Raw genomic sequence first — 21,780 nt, 5'->3', positions numbered from 1 at the left:
TTTTGCTTATTCTAGCGTGTTGTTAGCAAGGTTTCAGCATTTCCCACCGGCTTTTGCAGCCAAAAGGGTATTCTTTGCGCGCGATATTCGCTTAAGTGCAGCGCCTGCTCACTAATATCCAGTCTGATAGCACCGCCATGCGCGGTGTTATGTAGTGGAATACCCAGCATCTGCAAGCGTTGTTGCACAGCAATGGCGGGATGCTGATGGCGGTTATACAAACTGGCACTGTTTAACGCCAATTGCGGCGCTAACTGGTGTAAAAAAGTAAAATGGCTGGAACTGTTACTCCCATGATGAGATAGCACCAGCACGTTAGCGGTTAACTGCGGATAGCGCGCAATAAGCTGCCGTTCAACCTTGGCACCAATATCGCCCGGCAATAGAATTTGCCAGTCATACAGCTGTATTAACAGTACACAGGAGCTGTCATTCTTGTTGCCAAAATCTCCGCCGGTGGCCAGCATTTGCAGCCGGGCTGCTAAATATTGTTGCGGTATGGCACGGCAAGGTTGTGCATTATCAATGTGGTCAATATCAGTGTAAATTTGTGCCTGCGGATAAAACGCCGTGATCAACTGCCAGTCACCGGTATGATCGCTGTCATCGTGACTTAAAATAACATAATCCAACTGGCGTACACCGCGCTGGCGCAAATAAGGCAATACCTGCGATGCCGTGGCACTGTGCTGGCCATAACGTGGCCCAACATCATACAACACTCCGCGCTGACCATACTGTAGCAACACTGCAAGCCCCTGCCCGACGTCAATCAGATGCAACTGCCACTGAGCAGGCCTGGCAAATGCCAGCACTAATGGCAACACCAGCACAACGCCAAGATAAAGAAACAGGCGTTGGTATGACAATAAATACAGCGCACTGGCAATAAGCAAACTGCAAATTACCAGCCAGTGCTGATCCGGCCAGGCCCACCAGCTGTTGCTTTGTAACGCGCTCCAATTAAGCCACCACAGCAAGGGCTGAAACAGTGTATCGGTTAACTGCCAAAACAGATTACTGCCAGGTAGCTGAGCTAATTCAGCCAACAGACTGAGAAACAACAACGGTATAGCCAGTAAACTGCACCACGGCACCCACAATACATTCGATACCAATGCCAATACCGAACTGCCGTCAAATAATAACAGGCTCAGCAGCGACATAAATAAGGTCAGGCAAAAGTGAAAACGCAAAAACAGGTAGAATTTACTGCGCCAGTGGCGGGTATAACGCGGTTGCAGCCATAACACAGTAAAAATAACCGCCACAGCAAGCACCGACAGCCAGAAACTTTTACTTAATACAAAAAATGGCTGTACCAGCAACAGCCCTGCTGTAAGTAATAGCCAGTAATGGCTGTAACTCAACTGCCGGTACTGCAGCCAGGCCAAAACCATTAACAGTAAGGCAAATGCCGCTCTGATTGTAGGAATAGCAAAACCGGCCAGCCAGGCATAACCAAAGGCCGCCAACAGGGCACCGGTTAACGCTACGCCTTGGCGACAGGCTAAGTAACGCAGCGGCCAGGGCATAAAACGCAGCACAAAAAAGCTCCAGCCAAACACCAGGCCAATATGCAAACCGGAAATGGCCAGCAAATGCGCTAAACCAGACTGCTGCAACCCGTGCCACAGCGCCGGTGAAAACTGGCGCTGTCCTGTAGTCAGCGCCAGTAATAATGGCGCAGTATTCAGATCTGCTGTGGCCTGCTGCAACCTCGCTATCAGCCGCTGGCGCAATGACACTGAGTGGGGCAGCAATTTCGCTTCAGGATCGGTCATTACTGAACCTTGCGCCAGCACGCCCTGCAGTAAAGCCTGCGCTTCACGGTTAACTCCGGCCGGGTTAGCACTGCCAGCCACCGGCCTTAGCCGTGCGTTTAGCTGCCAGCGCTGGCCCTCCTGAAGCAGAACAGGAGGTTGTGACCAATTCAGCTGGATCTGATACCCTGCAGCACTGCTGTTTTCCAGTCGTAATGTAAATTGGCTATACTCAGCATAGTGTTTTGGTATACCAACAATGCTACCGTGCAGTGGCGCACTGTAGTTCAACAGCTGCAGCTGTTCGGTTTGATAGGCGGCAAACTGGGTTACCCAGCAACAAAAAAAAGCGACCAGCCCCGCACAAAACCGGTAGCGTACCGCAAACAAGAGTATAGTTAGCGGCAGCAGCAAAAATACTGTGAAAAAAGGTGGCACTATTGGCAAAAATAATGACAATAGGCTGCCTGCAAGCACACCGATACAAAAAGATTTCATGTCTGTTTTTTGTGAATAGGTTGTAATGCCAAAGAACTTTATTAAGAAATATTTACCATCGCCAGAAAAAATCAAGCAGCAGAAGCTGCTTAAAATATTTGGCTCGCTTTTACACGATGGTAATTTATGGCACCTGAACCGACGCTCTGCCCGCGGCGCTTTTGCGGTTGGGCTGTTTTTCGCCTGGATGCCGATCCCATTTCAGATGGTGGCATCTGCAGCTGTTGCAATACCGATGCGGGTGAATTTGCCATTATCAGTAGCGCTGGTGTGGTTAACCAACCCTATCACAATGCCAGTTTTGTTTTACATTAGCTATCTGGTAGGTTGCGTTGTACTAAGAACGCCGCTGGAGCCTTTCGCTTTTGAGGCCAGCTGGGATTGGCTGGCGCATAGTATTCATACTATCGGTAAACCTTTTCTGGCAGGCTGTTTGCTGATGGGAATTTGCTCCGCCATTGTTGGCTATTTTGTTATCGACTGGCTATGGCGCTTATCGGTAAGAAAAGCCCAACTGGGCAAAAAATTAAAACGGAAAAACCAACCACCACTTTAACGTTTTAGCGTTGCCCCAGCACACGCGCAGGTTGTACCTTACTGGCACGCCACGCCGGATAAAGCGTTGCCAGTAAACTCATCACTATTGCCACACCAAAGGTCAGCAATACATCCTGCCACTGCAATAACGACGGTACAAAATTAATAAAATAGATACTTGGGTCCAACAGCGATTTACCTAGCACGTTCGTTACAAAGGCAAACACCGGCTCAATATAGCTGGCCAGCAATACACCAACAACTAAGCCTGCTACCGCGCCAATTAAGCCGTTAAGCCAGCCCAGCCACATAAAGGTACGTATAATTATCGCTGGCGACACCCCCATGGTAAGCAAAATGGCAATATCACCTTCTTTTTCCCGCACAGCCATGACCAGCGTGGCAACGATATTAAAACTGGCTACCGCAATCACCAATGCCAGTACCAGATATAAAATACTGCGTACCATCTGAATGTCCTGATAGACATGGCCCTGGCTGCGAAACCAGTCCAGCAGGTAAACATAATCTTCGGATACCCGGCCAAGCTCACGCGCCATTTGCGGTGCCTGAAAAATATCGTCCAGCCGAAAAGCAAAGCCTTGCACCGTACCCGGCTCAAAGGCCAACAATTTCGCCAGCGTGGCCATATCCAGCCAGACATGACTGTAATCCAGCTGGCCGCCTACAGCAACTATAGCGCTGACGGTCAGGCTGGCAGTGCTGTGGCTGGCCAGGCGGCCATCTTCGGTTAGTTTTGGCAGTAGCAATTGTACCTGTTCACCCACACTTACATTTAGCGCATCGGCAATACCCTGCCCCAGCACAATGTCGCTTTCCTGCAGCGTATCAAGCTGCCCGGCACTGATATAACTGGCAAAATCACTGATGCCGCGCTCTGAGACAATATCAATGCCGCGCACTTCTGCCGCTTTAACTTCTGTTCCGGCCCTTAGCATGCCATTACTTTTAATATAAGGCGCTACCGCTTCAACCCCGGCAACCTCAGCAAACAGCTGTTGCTTACGTTGCCAGTCGTGCAGGTTATGCTGCACAGCTTCCAGCTCTACATGCGGGATCACCGACAACAAACGCTGTTTCAGTGCCAGCTCAAAGCCATTCATTACCGATAAAGCCAGGATCAGAATAGCCACACCTAGCGCAATGCCCAAAGTAGAACTTGCAGAGATAAAGCGGATAAATCCGCTGCTATGGCGGGTAGAACGATAACGCCGTGCTAACTGCCAGGCCAGACTAGCCATGCGGGTTCTCCAGGCGGCCATCGCGCATAGAGACGTGCCTATCCAGCCGGGCTGCCAGTGCCAAATCATGTGTAACGACAATAAAACTGGTACCAAGCTCGCGGTTTAACGTGCGCAGTAACTGATAAATACTCTCGGCAGTATGCTGATCCAGATTACCGGTCGGCTCATCCGCCAATACCAGTGCCGGCTCCCCCACTAACGCTCTGGCAATAGCAACACGCTGGCGCTCACCACCGCTGAGTTCTGCCGGTTTATGATGGCTGCGGTGTGACAGGCCTACCCGCTCCAGCATCATGTTGGCGCGCTGATTAGCAGCAGTGGCAGATAAACCGCGGATCAGCAATGGCATAGCAACGTTTTCTAATGCAGTAAAATCCATCAGCAAGTGATGAAACTGGTAAATAAAACCCAGCTGGCCGTTACGCAAAGCTGCTTTTTGCGACGATGTCATCCGGGCGACATCATGACCTAACAAACTTAAGCTGCCGCTGTCGGCCTGATCCAAAGTACCCAGAATATGCAGCAAGGTGCTTTTACCCGAGCCAGAGCTGCCAACAATTGCCAGCATATCGCCACGTTTAATGGATAAATCAATACCGTGCAGTACTTCAGTAACCTGCTGGCCGTCACGGTAGCTTTTGCACAATTGTGTTGCCGTTAATACATTACTCATCGCGTAAAATGTCCGCCGGATTTATTGCTACAGCGCGTTTTGCCGGATACCACACTGCCATCAGTGTTAAAGCCAGGGCACTTAGCAAAATTAACAAGATTTGTTCTAGCTGAATATCTACCGGCAGCTCTACGCCCGGAGCTACTGATAAACCAAGCATATGCAGTATTGGGTTTAGCTGCCAGCATAACAACACACCAGCAACGGCGCCGCTTACAGCACCGGCCAGGCCGTTACTGATCCCCTGCACCGCAAAGACGGTAAACAGCTGCCGGTCTGTCATACCCAGGGTTTTTAAAATGGCAATTTCAGCTTGCTTGTCGGTTACCATCATCACCAGAGCAGAGACAATATTAAACGCGGCTACCGCAACAATCAGTAGTAACATGAGCCACATCATGGCTTTTTCCATCGCTACGGCAGCAAATAATTTGCCATGGCTTTGTCGCCAGTCCTGTACTTTTAAGCCGGATTCTGCTGCAAGTTGTCCGCCCAGTGTAGGTGCGGCAAAGGGCTCTTTGAGGGTAACTCGCCATTGCTGATCTTTGCCTGCGGCACTTAATAGCCGGGTTAAATCATCCAGTGATGTTACTGCAATCAGCTTATCGACATCAGAGCCAGTTTCCAGAATACCTGCTACGGTAAACAACCTCTGGCGCGGCACCCAGCCCATTGGCGTATAGCTACCAGCCTGCGGCAACATAAAGCGTACCGGGTCGCCCACTGATACTTCCAGCTGCTCGGCCAGGCCACGCCCCAGCACTACCCCGTAGCGCTGCGAGGCAAAATTCTGCCAATCACCAACCAGCAATGCTTGCTGCATAAATGCCGGTAAAGCATCGGTTGTTACGCCTTGCAACAACACAGCCGTTAACTGCCTGGGCGATTGCACCAGCGCTTCTGCCTGTAAAAAAGGGTTAATTTGCAGCACGGCAGAGCCTGCCATCAGGCGTTGTTGCCAATCTTGCGAATTGTCTGCCGGCGTAGTCAGCACCAGATGCGGAATCACACCGAGAATACGTTTTTTCAGCTCGCCCTCAAAACCGTTCATTACCGAGCTGACAATAGTCAGCGCCATCACGCCCAAAAAGATCCCGGCGACGGAAAATAACGTAATGAAAGAGATAAAGGCATTACCCTTTCGGCTCTGGCTATAGCGTAAGCCGATTAATAAACTGACTGGTAACTGCATCCTAATATTCAGGACAATGCCCACGTTAGATGGTAAAGTGGCGTCGATCATAGAGATTATTGCCTGTCGTGACAAGCAGCTTGCAAAGGTATTGCCATGAGTGATTTCACATTACAGCAGTTAGATGATGCTTATCAGGATTACTTCAGCATTGAACATGCTATCAGCATCAATGCCCGGCCGCTGGATATTGCCTTACCCGATGCAGCTGCATTGCAAAATGCGATCCCGGCGCCGTTTTTAATGGCCTCTGAAGCCAGCAATCTGAATAACTCAGCTTTACGCTCGTTAAACCGCTTAGGCGAACTGGCTGAAGAATTAGCGCTTTATTTGCAACAACAGGCACGTAAAATAGATTTGCTGCTGCAATATGTACTGCAACAGCAAGACATCAATAGCCAGCGTTATTCTACCCTGAGTTACGGCGGCAGCGGTTGCTGCTTTTTAGCCGATATTGCACTGCAGCCCATGCAAGTACTTGAACTGAAAATATTTCTGGATAATAACGATGGCGCGGTATTTTGCTATGGCCAGGTACTCAGCTGTGAGCCTGCAGACGGCCAATGGCAGATAAAAGTGGTGTTTAACCGTATTCGTGAAGAAGACCGCGAACTGATCGTACGCGCCAGCCTGCATCAGCAATCGCGTTTACTAAAGCAAAAAGCAGAGCAGCGTCAACGGCAAGACACCTGAGAGCGCTGTCAGCACTGTAACCCTATTTCATTTTTTGTAAGGCTTCGTCGTTTTAATGGATCTGATCTCTTCTCTGCCACAGCTTAAACATGCCCAGGATCAGCTACACTGGGGCAATTTACAAGGCGCAGCCCTGCCACTGGCACTGGCGCAACTGATTACACAACAACCGGCCTTGTACCTGTTGGTTGTACCCGACACGCCAACTGCATTAAAACTGGAGCAGGAACTGGGCGTGTTTTATCAGCAGCAAGACTGCCCGCTGCTTACGCTGCCCGATTGGGAAACTCTGCCGTACGACATATTTTCGCCGCATCAGGATATCGTATCGCAGCGGCTGAAAACGCTGTATCAGTTACCACGCCTGACGCATGGTTTGGTGATAGTGCCGGTTAGTACACTGCTGTTACGTATTTGCCACCGTGATTTTCTCGAACAAAACAGTTTTCTGATTAAAAAAGGCCAGCAAGCTGATTTAGCCGCGTTAAAACGCCAACTGGCAGCTGTCGGTTATCGCAGTGTTGAACAGGTGATGGAGCACGGCGAGTTTTCAGCCCGCGGTTCAATATTAGATTTATACCCGATGGGCGCCAACGTCCCCTATCGCATCGACTTTTTTGACAACGACGTAGATGGTATTCGCACCTTTGACCCGGATAACCAGCGTAGCCTGCAAGCCGTAGAGGCTATAGAACTGCTGCCAGCGCGCGAGTTTCCAACCGATCAGGCAGCAATAGAACGCTTTCGCATGGCGTACCGTGAACGCTTTAACGCCAGAAACGAAAAAGAGTCGTTATACCAGCAGGTTAGCCAGGGCATGTTACCGGCGGGTATTGAATATTACCTGCCGCTATTTACCGAAAAAACTGCCACTTTATTTGATTATTTACCGGAAAACAGCCGCTGCCTGCTATTGGGAGACACCGAGCATAGCGCCGATAAATTCTGGCAGGAGCTAAAGCGCCGCTTTGACGACCGCGCCATTGATTTACTGCGGCCAATACTGCCACCGGCACAGCTGTATCTGAGTACCGACCAGCTGTTTGCCAGCTTAAAAAGCTATGGCCGTATCCGTTTAAGTATTGCACCACTGCCCGCCAAAGCCGGTAGCGCCAATGCAGCAGCAGAAACCCTGCCCGATTTAAGCGTGAATCACCAGTTAAAAAACCCGCTGCAGGCTTTGCAAGAGTTTATTCTGCAGTTAAAGCAGCAACAGGGCCAGCTGGTATTTTTTGTTGAAAGTGAAGGCCGGCGCGAAAGCCTGCTGCAACTGCTGCATAAAGCCGGGGTGCATGTATCACAATTTGATGATCTTAATGCCTTTAGCCGCAGCAGCGACGATTTAGGCATAGTGGTAGGCGCATTGGAGCAAGGTGTATTGCTGCGCCGGGCAAAACCACTGGCACTGGTAAGCGAAAACGAGCTGTTTGGCCAAAAGATTAGCCAGCGCCGGCGGCGAAAGCGCAGCCAGCAGGTATCCAGCGATACCGTTATCCGCAATCTGGCTGAGCTGAGCATTGGCCAGCCGGTAGTACACTTACAACACGGTATTGGCCGTTATCAGGGCTTGCAATTGCTTGATGCCGCCGGTATCAGCGCCGAATTTGTTACCATTGAATATTCCGGTAGCAGCAAGTTGTATGTGCCGGTTACCTCTTTACATTTACTCAGCCGCTACAGTGGCAGTGACGCCGAGCATGCACCGCTGCATAAGCTGGGTAATGACACCTGGGAAAAATCCCGCCGTAAAGCCGCCGAAAAAGTGCGTGATGTGGCTGCAGAGTTACTCGATGTTTATGCTCAGCGTGCTGCGCATAAAGGCTACGCCTTTGCTTTAGATGAACAGCAGTATCTGTCTTTTGCTGACAGCTTCCCGTTTGAAGAAACCGCCGATCAGCAAGATGCCATCGATGCCGTGCTGCGTGATATGCAAAGCCCGCAACCGATGGACCGGCTGGTATGTGGTGATGTTGGTTTTGGTAAAACCGAAGTGGCCATGCGTGGTGCCTTCGTGGCGGTGAACGACGGCAAACAGGTGGCTATTCTGGTACCCACTACACTGCTGGCGCAGCAACACTTTGAAAACTTTAAAGACCGTTTTGCTAATTGGCCGGTACGGGTAGAAGTATTATCACGCTTTGTCAGCGCAAAAGAGCAAAAAGCCATTCTGGCCGATGTGAAAAATGGCAAAGTGGATATTCTGATTGGCACCCACAAATTGTTGCAGGACGATATAAAACTGCATGATCTGGGCCTGCTGATTGTAGATGAAGAGCACCGCTTTGGTGTACGCCAGAAAGAAAAAATCAAAGCACTGCGCGCAGATATCGATATTCTTACGCTAACGGCCACGCCTATTCCGCGTACGCTGAATATGTCGATGTCGGGTATGCGGGATTTATCCATTATTGCCACGCCACCGGCGCGGCGCCTGGCCGTAAAAACCTTTGTGCGCCAGTACGAAAGCGGCTTGATCCGGGAAGCAGTAATGCGCGAAATTCTGCGCGGCGGCCAGGTGTATTTTCTGCATAACGACGTAGCCAGCATTGAAAAAGCCGCTGCCGATTTAGCTGAGCTACTGCCAGAGGCGCTGATCGGTATAGCACATGGCCAGATGCGTGAGCGCGAACTTGAACAAATCATGTCTGATTTTTACCATCAGCGTTTTAACGTCTTACTCTGCTCTACCATTATTGAAACCGGTATCGACGTGCCTACCGCCAATACCATTATCATTAACCGGGCGGATAATTTCGGCCTGGCACAGTTGCATCAGCTACGGGGCCGGGTTGGCCGCTCACACCATCAAGCTTATGCCTATTTACTCACGCCACCGCCAAAACGCTTAACCAAAGATGCCGAAAAACGCCTGGAGGCAATCGCCAGCCTGGAAGATTTAGGCGCCGGCTTTGCGCTGGCAACACATGATCTGGAAATTCGTGGCGCTGGCGAACTGCTGGGCGATGAACAAAGCGGCCAGATTGAATCTGTGGGCTTTAGCCTGTATATGGATATGCTGGAACAAGCGGTTAATGCGCTAAAAAATGGCCGTGAGCCCAGCCTGGATGCCATGCTAAGCCAGCAAACGGAGATTGAATTGCGTATCCCGGCCTTATTGCCAGACAGCTACATACCCGATGTAAACCTGCGGTTATCCTGCTATAAAAAGCTGGCATCTGCCCGCAGTACCGACGAGCTGGATGAAGTACAGGTAGAACTGATTGACCGCTTCGGTTTACTGCCCGATGCGGCAAAAAATCTGGTAGCATTGTCTGAGTTTAAACTACAGGCAGAGCTGCTGGGTATTCGCCGCATTGAAGCCAGTAATAAAGGCGGTGTGATAGAATTCAGCGACAGAACCGCCGTATCACCCGGCTATATTATCGAACTTATCCAAAAGCAGTCGCGCATTTTCAAGCTTGAAGGCGGCCAGAAACTGCGGTTTAGTATTAATACAGATGACAGCAAAGCACGTTTAAGCCTGATAGAAAACATGCTGTCTGACTTTGCCCGACATAAGGTAAGCAAATGATTAAAGCCCTGAAGTATTGCCTGTTAAGCAGTGTTTTACTAACTAGCCCGCTAAGCGCTCAGCAACAACGCTGGTTTGAGGTGGAAATGCTGGTGTTCAGCCAGACACCCGGTGCAGCGATCCAGGAAACCTTTGGCGACAGCGTTAAAGCGATTAAACCCGGCCGTGCTTATGATTTGTTAACCCCGCGCTATCAGCCAGACATCGCCAATTTACTGTCTGAACTGCCGCTGTGCCCACAGGATACCGGCTTTGCCAGCGAATTTAAGCTAATGCCGCTGCGCTCACAAACAATGTGTATTTTTGAGCCGCAAGTAAAACCGTGGCAACAATACAACCTGTTTCAACCACGTAATACCATTAATAAAGTAGCCTATCCGTTACAACTGCCAGCCTCTATTACCGGCCGTGGCGAGCATCAGAATACGCCTTATCTGGCTGATGACAGCGCTCTGCAGCTGCGCGATATTGCCCAAAAAATTAACCGTCAGGCCGGCATGTCACTGCTACTGCACACCAGTTGGCGCCAGGCCCCGGTAACAGAGCGGCGCGCCATAGCCAGCCGCTGGTTTGCCGGAAAAAACTTCTCGCAACAATTCGACTACTGGGGCCAGCCACGCAATTCGCTAGTAGCAACTGCTGATGCCGCGTTAACCAGCAACACGCCAAGCTATTCCCTGACCGACACTGGCAGCGATACCCAACTGCTAAGCCAAATTGATACATTGCTACAACAACTTAGTGCTAACAGCCAACTACCGCCACCTGCTGGTGAGCAACTGCCAGCCATTGCGCCAGAGCAACAAAGCCTCAGTAGCTTACCGGACCAGGTGTGGCAGCTTGATGGCTTATTTAAGCTACATCTGGATCACTATTTATTTGTTAACACCGAATTTAATCTGCGTATTCCGTCGGCAGATAAGCTAAATACCGTTTATGTGCGGCAGAGCCGGCGGGTGATCAGCGGTGAGATACATTATCTGGACCACCCTCACCTAGGCATTATTTTGCAGATCCGCCGGTTTGATCCTCCCGCTGCGGAATAATGCCAGGCAAACGGGCCTCTATAGTAAAAAAATTGCTACAAATGTATTGCTAAAGCAGGCGTAAATGCCTAAGCTTGCGACCGTATTACATATTTAAACAAAACAGTGCGGGTATATAACAAATTGTTTTTCTATAGTACCTATACCAACCTGAAATATTACAGAGCAAAATGGAAAATCTGAGCCCTTTACCGGAATTTAGTGCCAAGCACTACTTACTGTTAGTGGCATTACTGGTTGTTGCCAGCAGTTGCGCACCAGCTTTAAGCTGGTTGTTTCCTTCTCTGGCCGGTACTGTCTGGATAACACTAGTGCCGCCTTTGCTGGGGCTGTACCAGCTATTATTGTTATTTCGCAACCTTGGCATTGTTAAGTTGCCCGGTGTTGCCTGTTATTCAGCCCTGCTGGCACCACTTTCTGTGCTGAGTTTTTATCAGTTCGTACTGCACTAACATAGCTTTTACCATTTTTGAGCTATTCATTTTGCGCTATCATAGCAGCGCCCACTAAAACAGTGGGTGCTTTTGCTATATGGCTGCCACTGCCTGCCATTTGCTATTTTAAGGTTGTAACGGATGTCTATTAACTGGTTCCCGGGCCATATGCACAAAGCCCGTAAAGAAATCGCTGAAGTGATGCCGCAGGTCGATATAATTATCGAAATGCTCGATGCCCGAATTCCCTTCTCCAGCGAAAACCCTTTGGTGCCACAGTTACGTGGTAACACGCCCTGCATTAAAGTGCTGAACAAAGCCGATTTAGCCGATCCGGTACTAACCCGGCGCTGGGTTGAACATTTTGAGCAACAGGCCGGCGTAAAAGCTATTCCGATCAGCCAGCAAAACCCGGAGCAAATCAGGGCGTTGCTGCAACTGTGTAACGACATGCTGCCAGAGCGTAATCTGGATATCCGTGCAGCACGGGCAATGATAATGGGTATTCCTAACGTCGGTAAATCGACCTTAATTAATACCCTTGCCGGGCGTACCATTGCCAAAACAGGTAACGAAGCCGGCGTGACAAAAATGCAGCAGCGCATTAAGCTGGAAAATAATGTTATTTTAACCGACACACCGGGCTTTTTATGGCCCAAGCTCAGCCCGCCTACCTGTGGTTATCGCTTAGCGGTTACCGGCGCAATAAAAGATACCGTGTTTGATTATGCCGATATAGCCATGTTTGCTGCCGATTATCTGTTAAAAACCTACCCTCAGGCAGTAATGCAACGTTTTGGCTTAACCGAACTGCCAGAAAACGATTTAGCCCTGATGGATGCCATTGGTGTTAAACGCGGCGCAATGCGCAAAGGCGGGATCGTGGATTTGGAAAAAGCCGGCAGCATATTAATTACTGAACTGCGCGCTGGCAATCTGGGCCCGATAACCCTGGAAACACCGGAAATGGTCAGCCAGGAACAAATTGACGCCAAAGCTGAAGAAGGCGCTAAAGCTAAAGAAAAAGCCGAACGTGAAGCTGAGCGTAAGCGTAAAGCCCAGCGAAAATATCGCTAGACCACAGCGCCGGCAAGTACCGTGAAAGCTAAGGCCACGTGGCGCTTGTTGATAGCGCAACAACACGCTACTATGAACACCTTGTTATTGAGGGTGTTATGCTGCGCAAAACCATAGGTTTGATTATTCTGCTGGCAATCATGCTGAACCACGCTGTCGTGGCGTGCGATGCTATGGTTGTGCATTTGCCGGATCATACTCACTCCTATACCAACCTGACCGATAATCATACCGACAGCAAACTCAGTAATACAAACCTCAGCGACAACAACCACAGCGATGATACAGATCAGCACAGCCCGCATGCGCATGTAAGTTGTCATATTGCCTTTTTACAGGGTGTTGAGCTGCTTAATTTCAGCAGCGTTGCCATCACCGGCACAAACCGCAGTTGCCAAACCATCAGTTACAGCCCTCCGGTACCGCCTCCTAACGTTTAATCCTGTTCGTTTTTCACTTTAATTTGAACTAACAGGAGCATACCTATGTGTATGAGATTTACGCTGCCCATCTTGCTGGCAGTTACCGGCTATTGCCTAAGTGCAAACGCAGAAATAAGCGCAAACGCCGGGCTAAGCGCAAACGCTGAACTGAATGCAAATGCCGAACCGTTGTCATTGCAACAGGCATTACAACACACATTGCAGCGCAGCTCAGTGCTGCAAGCCTATCCTTATCAACAACGAATTGCCGAAGCTAACCTGTTACAGGCAGGCAACCGCCCTGTACCACAACTGAATGTTGCGGTTGAAAATATTCTCGGCAGTGGCGACAACCGAGGCCTGGCCGGTGCTGAACTGACGTTAAGTTTAAGCCAGCAGATTGAACTGGGCAGTAAACGCCAGCGCAGGCTCGATGTTGCCGGCTGGCAGTCTCAGTTGCAGCAAGATGACTACGAATTAGTCCGCCTTGATGTGCTGGCGGATACTACCGGGCAATATATTCAGCTACTGCATTTGCAGCAGCAAAGGCTACTGACAGAGCAAAAAATTGGCCGCGAAACAGCTTTGCTTAACACCGCACTGGAGCGCAGCAAAGCCAGCAACCTGCATGAAGCAGATATCAGCCGCATTAAGCTGAAACTGTTGCGTAGCAAGATTGCACTAACAACATTAGATCAACAGCTTGAGCTGCAACGTTATCAGCTGGCGGCGCGCTGGAATGCCGAGCCTGATTTTAGCGCCGTAACAGGTAACCTCTCTACCCTGCCCCTGCTACCGGGGTTAGCCGAACTGCAAACCCGTCTGCAACGCAGCCCACTGACCAACCGCTACCTTACCCGGCAACGGTTAGCCCAAAGCCGCTTGCAGCAAGCCGAAGCTGACAGCAAAGCCGATATCACCTTATCTGCCGGGGTAAAGCGTAATGAAGCCCAGAACGATACCTCGCTGGTATTGGGGTTCAGTATGCCGCTATACAGTGCTGCCACCAGCAAATCTAGCCGGCTGACAGCACAGGCAGAGCAGGAACTGGCAGCAACACAACAGCAGCTTAACCATACCGAGCTGAACTTGTTGCTAAAGCATTACCTGCTGCAGCTAAACACCTTGCGCTCGGTCATAGCGGCTATTGCCAACCAACTGCTGCCACAAGCCGGGCATTTGCTGACAACCAGCACCGCAGGCTATCAGCAAGGCCAGATTGATTTACTCAGTGTGTTGGCCGCTGATGAAGAACTGGCGCAAGCCAACCTGGAGCTGCTTGAAAGCCAGAGCCGCTTTCATCTGATCTTACTTGAGCTGGAACGCCTGACGGGACAACCGATGGCGTTATCCGGCCCTGTGCCATTACCAGCAATGGAGAATGAATAATGCAACAACTTACCGTAAAACCATTAAAAACACCGCGCTTGTCTGTTGTTATCTGGCTGGTTTTGTTGGCGACTAATCTACTTGGTTTACAGACAAATGCCGCTGCAGCGCTACATAGCAGTCATGGCTCCGCCCAGACACAGAATGACTCGCGATACGATAAACATGATGATAGCCGCGAGCATGATGACAGTGACGAACACAACGATGAACATGGCGATGAGCATGAACATAGCGATGAGCCACCGCTAAAGATCAGCGAGCGTATGCTAACGCTAAACCAAATCAGCACTGAAACGGCAGCAGCCACAGCGCTGGTACAAAAAATTCACCTGTATGGTGTTATCACCACGGTGCCAGAGCAGCAAGCAGCAGTTAAAGCCCCCTACGCTGCTGTGCTGGATAAGGTGCTGGTAAAGCAAGGTGATAATGTCAGCAAAGGCCAATTATTGGCCAACCTGACCAACCTTAGCAGTTTAAAAACCTATCAGCTGCATGCTCCGCTGGCCGGTGTGGTTACCCGGCGCTATTTAAATGACGGCGAACTGATCCGCGATGAGCCCCTGCTGGAGATTGCCAACTACAGCAAAGTTTATGCAGAGTTGTCAGCCTTTCCATCTGATATTGCGCAGTTAAAACCGGATATGCTGGTTAGTGTTTTCAGCTTGCATCAGGCCAAAGCAGCCATCGGCACGATCAGCTATATCTCAGCACAAATGACCGAAGGCCATATCGCCCGTGCCCGCGCCCTTATTAACAATGACGACGGTTACTGGCGCCCTGGCATGCATATTAAAGCAGCTATCCATACGGCAGAACTTAAGGTTGCGGTTGCAATTAAGAAAAGCGCCCTGCAACGCATTGATAATCAGCCTGCAGTATTTGTGCGCCACGGTGACAGCTTTGAAGTACATAAGCTGACACTGGGCCGCGAGGATGATGACTATATCGAGGTGCTCACCGGGCTGGAGGCTGGTAGCGAATATGCCAGTGCTAACAGCTTTGTTCTTAAAGCCGATTTACTAAAATCTGGCGCAAGCCACCAGCATTAGGAGCACACCATGATTGATTTGATCCTAAAACAGGCGTTGCAGCGGCGCTATCTGGTATTGCTGCTTACCCTGCTGCTGGCAATAGCGGGTTTATGGCAGGCACAAAAACTGCCGATGGATGCCGTACCAGATATCACCAATGTTCAGGTGCAAATTAATACCTCAGCACCGGGTTATTCGCCTCTGGAGACCGAGCAACGCCTTACCATCATTATTGAAAACGCCATGGCTGGCCTGCCAAAACTGCAATATAGCCGCTCGTTATCACGTTATGGCATGTCGCAGGTTACCGTGGTATTTGATGAAGGCACCGACATTTACTGGGCCCGCCAGCAAGTTTCGGAGCGGCTGCAAAGTGTGCGCGATAACCTGCCCACCGACAGCCAGGCCAGCCTTGGCCCGATAACCAGCGGGCTGGGCGAAATATTTATGTACTCGGTTAGCGCCAGTGCAGATGCACGTACCGCAGAGGGCAAGCCGTACAACGCGGAAGACTTACGCACGATACAAGACTGGCAGATAAAACCGCAGCTGGTCAAAGTAAAAGGCGTAACTGAGGTTAATGCTATCGGCGGATACCAGCGCCAGTATCAGGTAGCACCCGATCCGGCGCGGTTACTGGCTTTTAAACTAACCCTGGATGATATCGCTACAGCCCTGCAGCGTAACAACAGCAATGTCGGCGCCGGTTATATTGAGCAGCGTGGTGAGCAATGGCTGGTTCGCTCCCCCGGCCAGTTTACAAGCCTGAATGATATCGGCGAGCTGGTTATTGCCAAGCGGGACGATGCCCCGGTGCGGCTGAGTGATGTGGCAGACGTTATGTATGGTAAAGAACTGCGCACCGGCGCAGCCAGCCTGAACGGTGAAGAAACCGTGCTGGGCACAGTGTTTATGTTAATGGGTGAAAACAGCAGAACAGTATCCAGAGCCGTAGCAGCTAAGCTGAATGACATAAACCTGCGCCTGCCAGAGGGTGTTCAGGCTTACCCGGTATATAACCGCACCACTTTGGTAGATAAAACCATTGCCACCGTGCAAAAAAACCTGTTTGAAGGTGCCGTGCTGGTTATCGTGGTGTTGTTTATCTTTTTGGGTAATATCCGCGCGGCGCTTATTACCGCACTGGTTATTCCTCTTAGCCTGCTGTTTGCCATCAGTGGTATGGCACTGAATAAAGTCAGCGGTAATCTGATGAGCTTAGGCGCAATAGACTTTGGCTTAATTGTCGACGGTGCCGTTATCGTCAGCGAAAACTGTCTGCGTCGTTTAGGCCTGGCGCAGCACCGCCATGGCCGTTTATTAACGCTACAAGAGCGTTTAGCCGAGGTGTATCTGGCCACACGGGAAGTGTTCACTCCGGCGGTATTTGGTGTACTGATTATTATGCTGGTGTTTTTGCCTGTATTTGCCTTAAGCGGTGTTGAAGGCAAAATGTTTCACCCTATGGCCTTTACGGTTATTGCCGCACTGGCGGGTGCTGTGCTACTGGCTATCAGCTTTGTCCCGGCAGCCATTGCCATTTTTATCCGCGGTAAAGTAACTGAACAGGATTCAGGCTTAATGCGGATATTAAAACGTGGTTACTCGCGCTTACTAAGCAGCACTTTGCGCCATCCTTTGCCGGTTATTGCTTCGGCACTGCTGCTGGTTGCGCTGGTTTTCTGGCAGGGCAGCAAGCTTGGCAGTGAGTTTATGCCACAGCTGGATGAGGGCGATATCGCACTGCATGCGCTTCGTATACCTGGCACCAGTTTGTCGCAGTCACTGCAAATGCAGTTGCTGCTGGAGCGTGAAATTGCTGCTATGCCACAAGTTAAGCATGTATTTTCTAAAATTGGTACCGCAGAAATCGCCACCGATCCTATGCCACCGAATGTCGCCGATACCTTTGTGATATTAAAACCACAATCGGCCTGGCCGGATCCTAATTTGAGCAAAGCCACTTTAACAGAACAACTGCGCAAGATAGCACAAGCGATTCCGGGTAATAATTATGAATTTACCCAACCGATACAAATGCGCTTTAACGAGCTTATCGCCGGTGTACGAGCCGATGTTGCTGTGCGTATTTACGGTGATGATTTAACGGAGTTGACTAAAGCTGCAGAAGCGGCAACGGTGCTGCTCAGTAATATTGCCGGTGCGAAAGATGTGCGTATGGAACAAGCCTCTGGCTTACCTATGCTGTCGATTGAACCCGAGCGCAACCATTTGGCACTACTGGGAATAGACGTCGCTACGGTGCAGCAGACCATCCAAACTGCTATCGGTGGCCTGCAGCTGGGGCATATTTATGAAGGCGATAAGGCGTTTGCGCTGGTGCTGCGGTTAGCTGACAATATCCGCTCAGATCCGCAACAATTAAAGCGGTTACCGGTTGCTCTGCCCGATACCGGAACTGAACTAACCTATGTGCCGCTGGGCGAGATCAGCCATTTTAATGAAATTAACTCACCCAATCAGATCAACCGCGAAAGCGGTAAGCGCAATATTGTCGTCAGCGCCAATATCGCCGGGCGCGATTTGGGCAGCTTTATTGCACAAACCCGTCAGGTTATGAATACCCAGCTTATACTCCCGGCCGGATACTGGCTCGACTACGGCGGCAGTTTTGAGCAGTTGCAATCGGCCTCTGCCCGGCTGGCATGGCTGGTGCCGCTGACATTACTGCTTATTTTTGGCTTGCTGTTTAGCGCACTTGGCAGTGCAAAAGATGCCGCTATTGTATTTAGCGGCATACCGCTGGCCTTAACCGGCGGGCTGGGTGCACTGATGCTGCGCGATATGCCGCTGTCTATCTCTGCTGCAGTAGGTTTTATTGCGCTATCTGGCATAGCGGTGCTAAACGGCGTGGTCATGCTGGCGATGATTAAACAGCTGCGTGAACAAGGCGCAGTATTGCAAGATGCCATTACGCAAGGTGCTATTATGCGTTTAAGGCCGGTGCTGATGACCGCTTTGGTGGCCAGTTTAGGCTTTATCCCTATGGCGTTTAACACAGGCGCCGGAGCAGAAGTTCAGCGCCCGCTGGCAACAGTGGTAATAGGCGGTATTATTTCAGCTACTGTGCTTACGTTACTGCTGCTCCCCTTATTGTATAAACTGGTGCACCGCAAACACAGCTGCTAACACAACTACTCGCACGGCTTAACATTTGCTGCGGCGCTAACTATTTTAGCGCCGCTATTGTTAAACCCGGCTTTAAGCCCCAACTATGTTGCAACGCATTCTCAGCCGACAAGACTCAACCAACCAGCTCCAACTAAACAGTTTCAACCAACTTAGAGGGTTAACCCATGTTTTACGATATTACCGTAGTGCAATCTAGCAAAATGCTACAGAATTTAAGCGCCATCCTTGATAAAGCTGCCACCTTTGCCGAAAGTAAAAAAATTGATGTCGCGGTTTTACTGAACTCGCGTTTAGCGCCGGATCAATTTCATCTGATCCGTCAGGTGCAAATTGCCTGTGATACCGCCAAGCTTGGTGCCGCCCGAATCACCGGCAAAACAGACAGCGCCCCCAAGCATGCCGATGATGAAACCACATTAGCGCAATTACAAAAACGTATCAGTGATACGGTGGCATATCTGGCCAGCTTTACAGAGGCCGATTTTATCCATGGTGACACGCAAAAAATCACTCAACCACGCTGGGAAGGTAAATACCTGAGCGGTTATGAGTTTTTAATCCAGCATGTTATGCCGAATCTGTATTTCCATATCACCACTACCTACGCCATTTTGCGTCACAATGGTGTTGATGTCGGCAAAAAAGACTACCTGGGCGCTATGCCATATAAAGTTTAACGCGTAATGCAAAGCGCCGGGCAATCACCCGGCGCTTTGCATTTTTTGGTTGGGGCTTGTTTGATGCGTTAACACTTGTGCACCGTTTTAGCGCTCCAACACAATGCGATAACGTGCTTTACCGCTTTTTAAATGTTCTAACGCTTCATTTATTTGCTCAAACTTAAACATTTCTACTACCGGCTTAATATCATGCTGCACGGCAAACTCCAGCATTTTAGCAATAGTTGCAGGGCTGCCTACCGGTGAGCCAGACACAGAACGCTGGGCCATAATCAGGCCAAATACGCCGATATTCAATGGCTCTAATGTAGCGCCAACAAAGTGCAGCCGGCCTTTTGGCTTTAATGTCGACAGATATAAATTCCAGTCCAGCGCCACATTCACGGTAGAGATAATTAAATCAAAGCGATCTGCTGCCTGCTCTATCTCCGCATTATTACGTGAATTAATACATCGATGCGCACCCAGCGTTTTGGCCTCCTCTGTTTTACTGTCACTGGAAGTAAAAGCCGTTACGTCACAACCCCAGGCCCGTAAAAACTGCAGCGCGATATGGCCAAGCCCGCCAATACCAATTACGGCCACTTTATCGGTAGGTTTTATATCAAACTGCACCAATGGGTTAAATACGGTAATACCGCCGCAAAACAGCGGCCCGGCCGTTTTGGCATCCATTCCCTGAGGTAGCGCAACAACACTGGCTGCGTTAGCACGCACTTTATCGGCAAAACCGCCATGGTGGCCTACGATAGTGCCTTGCGCCTTATTGCACAGGTTATGGTCACCGCTACCGCAGCTGCTGCACACCTTGCAATAATCTGAGTGCCAACCCAGCCCCACAACTTGCCCGATGTTAAGATGGCTTACCGCTTCCCCCACAGCACTGATGCGGCCCACTACTTCATGGCCGGCAACCAGCGGGTAGGCTGACATGCCCCATTCATTATTTAACATCGACACATCTGAATGGCAGATCCCACAGTAATCCACCTCTATTTCTACATCATCGCGGCCCAACGTACCCGGTTCATATTGCCAGGGTACCAGTTTACTGTTGGCTTCCAGTGCGGCGTATGCGTTAATCATATTCTCTCCTGTAAGTTTGCGGTTTAGGTTAGCAATACAACTAACAGTATTAACCAGATCTGCCAAGTTGCGGTGAATTTGGTAAAAAAGACGCCCCTGATACGATGCCGCATAAAATTCAAACAAAAAGACTGCTTTGTGACTATTAGTAACTAACTATAAAAGCTCTACTTTATCCGCTTTAACTACTGATAAACTAGAGGCCTCGCGGTAAGTTACCAGGTGATATATATGCAATCGCAGGTTTTGTTGTCTCTTGTTGTACCGTTTTACAACGCTGCAGATTATTTTGGTCAATTATTAGTGTCGGTTGAAACACAGTTAACAGATGCGGTACAGGTAGTTTTAGTGTGTGACGGCGCAACAGATAACAGCATTGAATTAGCGCAACAGCATATTGCCACATCGACTAAGCCCGGCAACTACCTACTACTGGTACAGCCCAATAGTGGCGTGAGCGTGGCCAGAAATCTGGGCATTGCCCACAGTACAGGTTGCTATATTGGCTTTCTTGACGCTGATGATGTGATCCTGCCCGGCTACATACCTCAGTTACTGAACGTTATTGCACAGCATCAGCCTGATCTGATTGAAATAGGCTATAAACGTTTTAGCGATATATCTGCCCTACCATCTGCCAAACCACACTACATGCGCCACAAAGCTGGCAAGCACAAGGTTAGTGACATTGCTATTGCTGTATTTCAATCGAACCGCTGGTTTCCCTGGTTAAGAATATATCGTAAAGCGATAGCACCGGATTTTAATTTCCCCTCTGGCATCGCATTTTGCGAAGACGTTATGGCAATACCCACTTTGTACCAACAAGCGTTTCAGCTGTTTCATTTACGTTTACCGCTTTACGGCTACCGTGAACACAGCTCAAGCGCATCGTTTAATGTTAAACCAGAGCAGCAACTGCAATTACAGCAGTTTTTCACCGGCTTGCAGCAAGGCACTTTTTACCCAGCCATGCCCGCACGCTGGCGCAATATCTTATTGTTAAATCTGGCTTATTTGTTTTACAGCTTACAACTCAACAACCCGGCAGTTAAAGCACTGCCAGTGACCTTTGAACAGCAGTTCAGAACACTGCTTAAACAACTGTGGCTAACACCGGGTTTCTCGCTGCGGAAAAAACTAACGCTGGCGTTTGCTTCGCACTTTTTTCGCGTAAACCGCGCACGAAAAATATGAGGATGCCGGATAGCGACAATAAATAGTGCGTAAACAGGATCCCATTTGCAATAGTTGCTGTACAACAGCTGCGGCTTAAGATTTTGATATTCCTAACAAGCTCATAGTG

At 49.8% G+C, this 21,780-nt stretch carries 17 protein-coding genes; 12 read left to right on the top strand and 5 right to left on the bottom strand.

What is annotated here, in order from left to right:
* Positions 1–11: 11 nt before the first annotated feature.
* Positions 12–2,261, bottom strand: coding sequence for a DNA internalization-related competence protein ComEC/Rec2 (locus MJX74_RS05295; protein WP_240221475.1), 2,250 nt, complete (start codon positions 2,259–2,261; stop codon positions 12–14).
* A gap of 25 nt (positions 2,262–2,286) precedes the next feature.
* On the opposite strand from MJX74_RS05295, the gene MJX74_RS05290 reads away from it, so the two are divergent.
* A complete protein-coding gene (locus tag MJX74_RS05290; RefSeq protein ID WP_068231410.1) occupies positions 2,287–2,817 on the top strand; it encodes a DUF2062 domain-containing protein in 531 nt (176 codons plus the stop codon).
* 4 nt (positions 2,818–2,821) lie between these two features.
* On the opposite strand, the gene MJX74_RS05285 is transcribed toward MJX74_RS05290, so the two are convergent.
* Genes MJX74_RS05285 through MJX74_RS05275 form a run of 3 tightly spaced genes read right to left on the bottom strand, consistent with a single transcriptional unit; the run spans position 2,822 to position 5,979 of the window.
* Entirely contained in the window at positions 2,822–4,060 is a 1,239-nt protein-coding gene (locus tag MJX74_RS05285) for a lipoprotein-releasing ABC transporter permease subunit (protein WP_240221473.1), read from the bottom strand.
* Positions 4,053–4,736: a lipoprotein-releasing ABC transporter ATP-binding protein LolD gene (gene lolD / locus MJX74_RS05280; RefSeq protein WP_240221471.1), complete on the bottom strand. Its 684-nt coding sequence runs from the start codon at positions 4,734–4,736 to the stop codon at positions 4,053–4,055. The genes MJX74_RS05285 and lolD overlap by 8 nt, the downstream gene beginning before the upstream one ends.
* The gene (locus MJX74_RS05275) at positions 4,729–5,979 is read right to left on the bottom strand and encodes a lipoprotein-releasing ABC transporter permease subunit (protein WP_240221469.1); all 1,251 of its coding nucleotides are present in this window, start codon (positions 5,977–5,979) and stop codon (positions 4,729–4,731) included. The genes lolD and MJX74_RS05275 overlap by 8 nt, the downstream gene beginning before the upstream one ends.
* Positions 5,980–6,024: 45 nt before the next feature.
* Between MJX74_RS05275 and MJX74_RS05270 the strand changes: the two genes are divergently transcribed.
* The 10 genes from MJX74_RS05270 (at position 6,025) to MJX74_RS05225 (ending at position 19,385) form a co-directional block, all read left to right on the top strand.
* Positions 6,025–6,621 (top strand): PilZ domain-containing protein, encoded by a 597-nt coding sequence (locus tag MJX74_RS05270; RefSeq protein WP_240221467.1) that lies wholly within the window; start codon positions 6,025–6,027, stop codon positions 6,619–6,621.
* 55 nt (positions 6,622–6,676) lie between these two features.
* Positions 6,677–10,153: a transcription-repair coupling factor gene (gene mfd / locus MJX74_RS05265; protein ID WP_240221464.1), complete on the top strand. Its 3,477-nt coding sequence runs from the start codon at positions 6,677–6,679 to the stop codon at positions 10,151–10,153.
* Positions 10,150–11,199 carry a CsiV family protein gene (locus tag MJX74_RS05260; RefSeq protein ID WP_240221462.1) on the top strand — a complete coding sequence of 350 codons (1,050 nt, stop codon included), beginning with the start codon at positions 10,150–10,152 and terminating at the stop codon, positions 11,197–11,199. Before mfd ends, MJX74_RS05260 begins: the two co-directional genes overlap by 4 nt.
* A gap of 170 nt (positions 11,200–11,369) precedes the next feature.
* Complete coding sequence (locus MJX74_RS05255; protein WP_068231394.1) at positions 11,370–11,651, top strand: hypothetical protein; 282 nt, start codon at positions 11,370–11,372, stop codon at positions 11,649–11,651.
* 123 nt (positions 11,652–11,774) lie between these two features.
* Positions 11,775–12,710 carry a ribosome biogenesis GTPase YlqF gene (ylqF, locus tag MJX74_RS05250; protein WP_240221460.1) on the top strand — a complete coding sequence of 312 codons (936 nt, stop codon included), beginning with the start codon at positions 11,775–11,777 and terminating at the stop codon, positions 12,708–12,710.
* Positions 12,711–12,748: 38 nt separating this feature from the next.
* Positions 12,749–13,150, top strand: a complete 402-nt coding sequence (locus MJX74_RS05245; protein ID WP_240221458.1) for a cobalt transporter — start codon at positions 12,749–12,751, stop codon at positions 13,148–13,150.
* 45 nt (positions 13,151–13,195) lie between these two features.
* On the top strand, positions 13,196–14,521 hold the full coding sequence (locus MJX74_RS05240) for a TolC family protein (RefSeq protein WP_240221456.1): 1,326 nt from the start codon (positions 13,196–13,198) through the stop codon (positions 14,519–14,521).
* Complete coding sequence (locus tag MJX74_RS05235; protein ID WP_240221454.1) at positions 14,521–15,573, top strand: efflux RND transporter periplasmic adaptor subunit; 1,053 nt, start codon at positions 14,521–14,523, stop codon at positions 15,571–15,573. Before MJX74_RS05240 ends, MJX74_RS05235 begins: the two co-directional genes overlap by 1 nt.
* Positions 15,574–15,582: 9 nt before the next feature.
* On the top strand, positions 15,583–18,705 hold the full coding sequence (locus MJX74_RS05230) for an efflux RND transporter permease subunit (RefSeq protein WP_240221452.1): 3,123 nt from the start codon (positions 15,583–15,585) through the stop codon (positions 18,703–18,705).
* A 167-nt stretch (positions 18,706–18,872) separates the two neighbouring features.
* A complete protein-coding gene (locus MJX74_RS05225; protein ID WP_240221450.1) occupies positions 18,873–19,385 on the top strand; it encodes a DUF1993 domain-containing protein in 513 nt (170 codons plus the stop codon).
* 87 nt (positions 19,386–19,472) lie between these two features.
* On the opposite strand, the gene ahr is transcribed toward MJX74_RS05225, so the two are convergent.
* Positions 19,473–20,474 carry an NADPH-dependent aldehyde reductase Ahr gene (gene ahr / locus MJX74_RS05220; RefSeq protein WP_240221449.1) on the bottom strand — a complete coding sequence of 334 codons (1,002 nt, stop codon included), beginning with the start codon at positions 20,472–20,474 and terminating at the stop codon, positions 19,473–19,475.
* 231 nt (positions 20,475–20,705) lie between these two features.
* Here ahr and MJX74_RS05215 point away from each other — a divergent pair, with 231 nt between their 5' ends.
* Positions 20,706–21,671 carry a glycosyltransferase family 2 protein gene (locus MJX74_RS05215; RefSeq protein WP_240221448.1) on the top strand — a complete coding sequence of 322 codons (966 nt, stop codon included), beginning with the start codon at positions 20,706–20,708 and terminating at the stop codon, positions 21,669–21,671.
* The last annotated feature ends 109 nt before the right edge of the window (positions 21,672–21,780 follow it).

Origin of the sequence: Rheinheimera hassiensis (assembly GCF_022436675.1) — a bacterium.
Classification (GTDB): domain Bacteria; phylum Pseudomonadota; class Gammaproteobacteria; order Enterobacterales; family Alteromonadaceae; genus Alishewanella; species Alishewanella hassiensis.
This window is presented reverse-complemented; position numbering and strand designations above follow the sequence as displayed.

Coding starts and splice junctions, on each gene's coding strand:
- MJX74_RS05295 (WP_240221475.1), bottom strand. CDS start 2,261: ATGAAATCTTTTTGTATCGGTGTGCTTGCAGGCAGCCTATTGTCATTA.
- MJX74_RS05290 (WP_068231410.1), top strand. CDS start 2,287: ATGCCAAAGAACTTTATTAAGAAATATTTACCATCGCCAGAAAAAATC.
- MJX74_RS05285 (WP_240221473.1), bottom strand. CDS start 4,060: ATGGCTAGTCTGGCCTGGCAGTTAGCACGGCGTTATCGTTCTACCCGC.
- lolD (WP_240221471.1), bottom strand. CDS start 4,736: ATGAGTAATGTATTAACGGCAACACAATTGTGCAAAAGCTACCGTGAC.
- MJX74_RS05275 (WP_240221469.1), bottom strand. CDS start 5,979: ATGATCGACGCCACTTTACCATCTAACGTGGGCATTGTCCTGAATATT.
- MJX74_RS05270 (WP_240221467.1), top strand. CDS start 6,025: ATGAGTGATTTCACATTACAGCAGTTAGATGATGCTTATCAGGATTAC.
- mfd (WP_240221464.1), top strand. CDS start 6,677: ATGGATCTGATCTCTTCTCTGCCACAGCTTAAACATGCCCAGGATCAG.
- MJX74_RS05260 (WP_240221462.1), top strand. CDS start 10,150: ATGATTAAAGCCCTGAAGTATTGCCTGTTAAGCAGTGTTTTACTAACT.
- MJX74_RS05255 (WP_068231394.1), top strand. CDS start 11,370: ATGGAAAATCTGAGCCCTTTACCGGAATTTAGTGCCAAGCACTACTTA.
- ylqF (WP_240221460.1), top strand. CDS start 11,775: ATGTCTATTAACTGGTTCCCGGGCCATATGCACAAAGCCCGTAAAGAA.
- MJX74_RS05240 (WP_240221456.1), top strand. CDS start 13,196: ATGTGTATGAGATTTACGCTGCCCATCTTGCTGGCAGTTACCGGCTAT.
- MJX74_RS05235 (WP_240221454.1), top strand. CDS start 14,521: ATGCAACAACTTACCGTAAAACCATTAAAAACACCGCGCTTGTCTGTT.
- MJX74_RS05230 (WP_240221452.1), top strand. CDS start 15,583: ATGATTGATTTGATCCTAAAACAGGCGTTGCAGCGGCGCTATCTGGTA.
- MJX74_RS05225 (WP_240221450.1), top strand. CDS start 18,873: ATGTTTTACGATATTACCGTAGTGCAATCTAGCAAAATGCTACAGAAT.
- ahr (WP_240221449.1), bottom strand. CDS start 20,474: ATGATTAACGCATACGCCGCACTGGAAGCCAACAGTAAACTGGTACCC.
- MJX74_RS05215 (WP_240221448.1), top strand. CDS start 20,706: ATGCAATCGCAGGTTTTGTTGTCTCTTGTTGTACCGTTTTACAACGCT.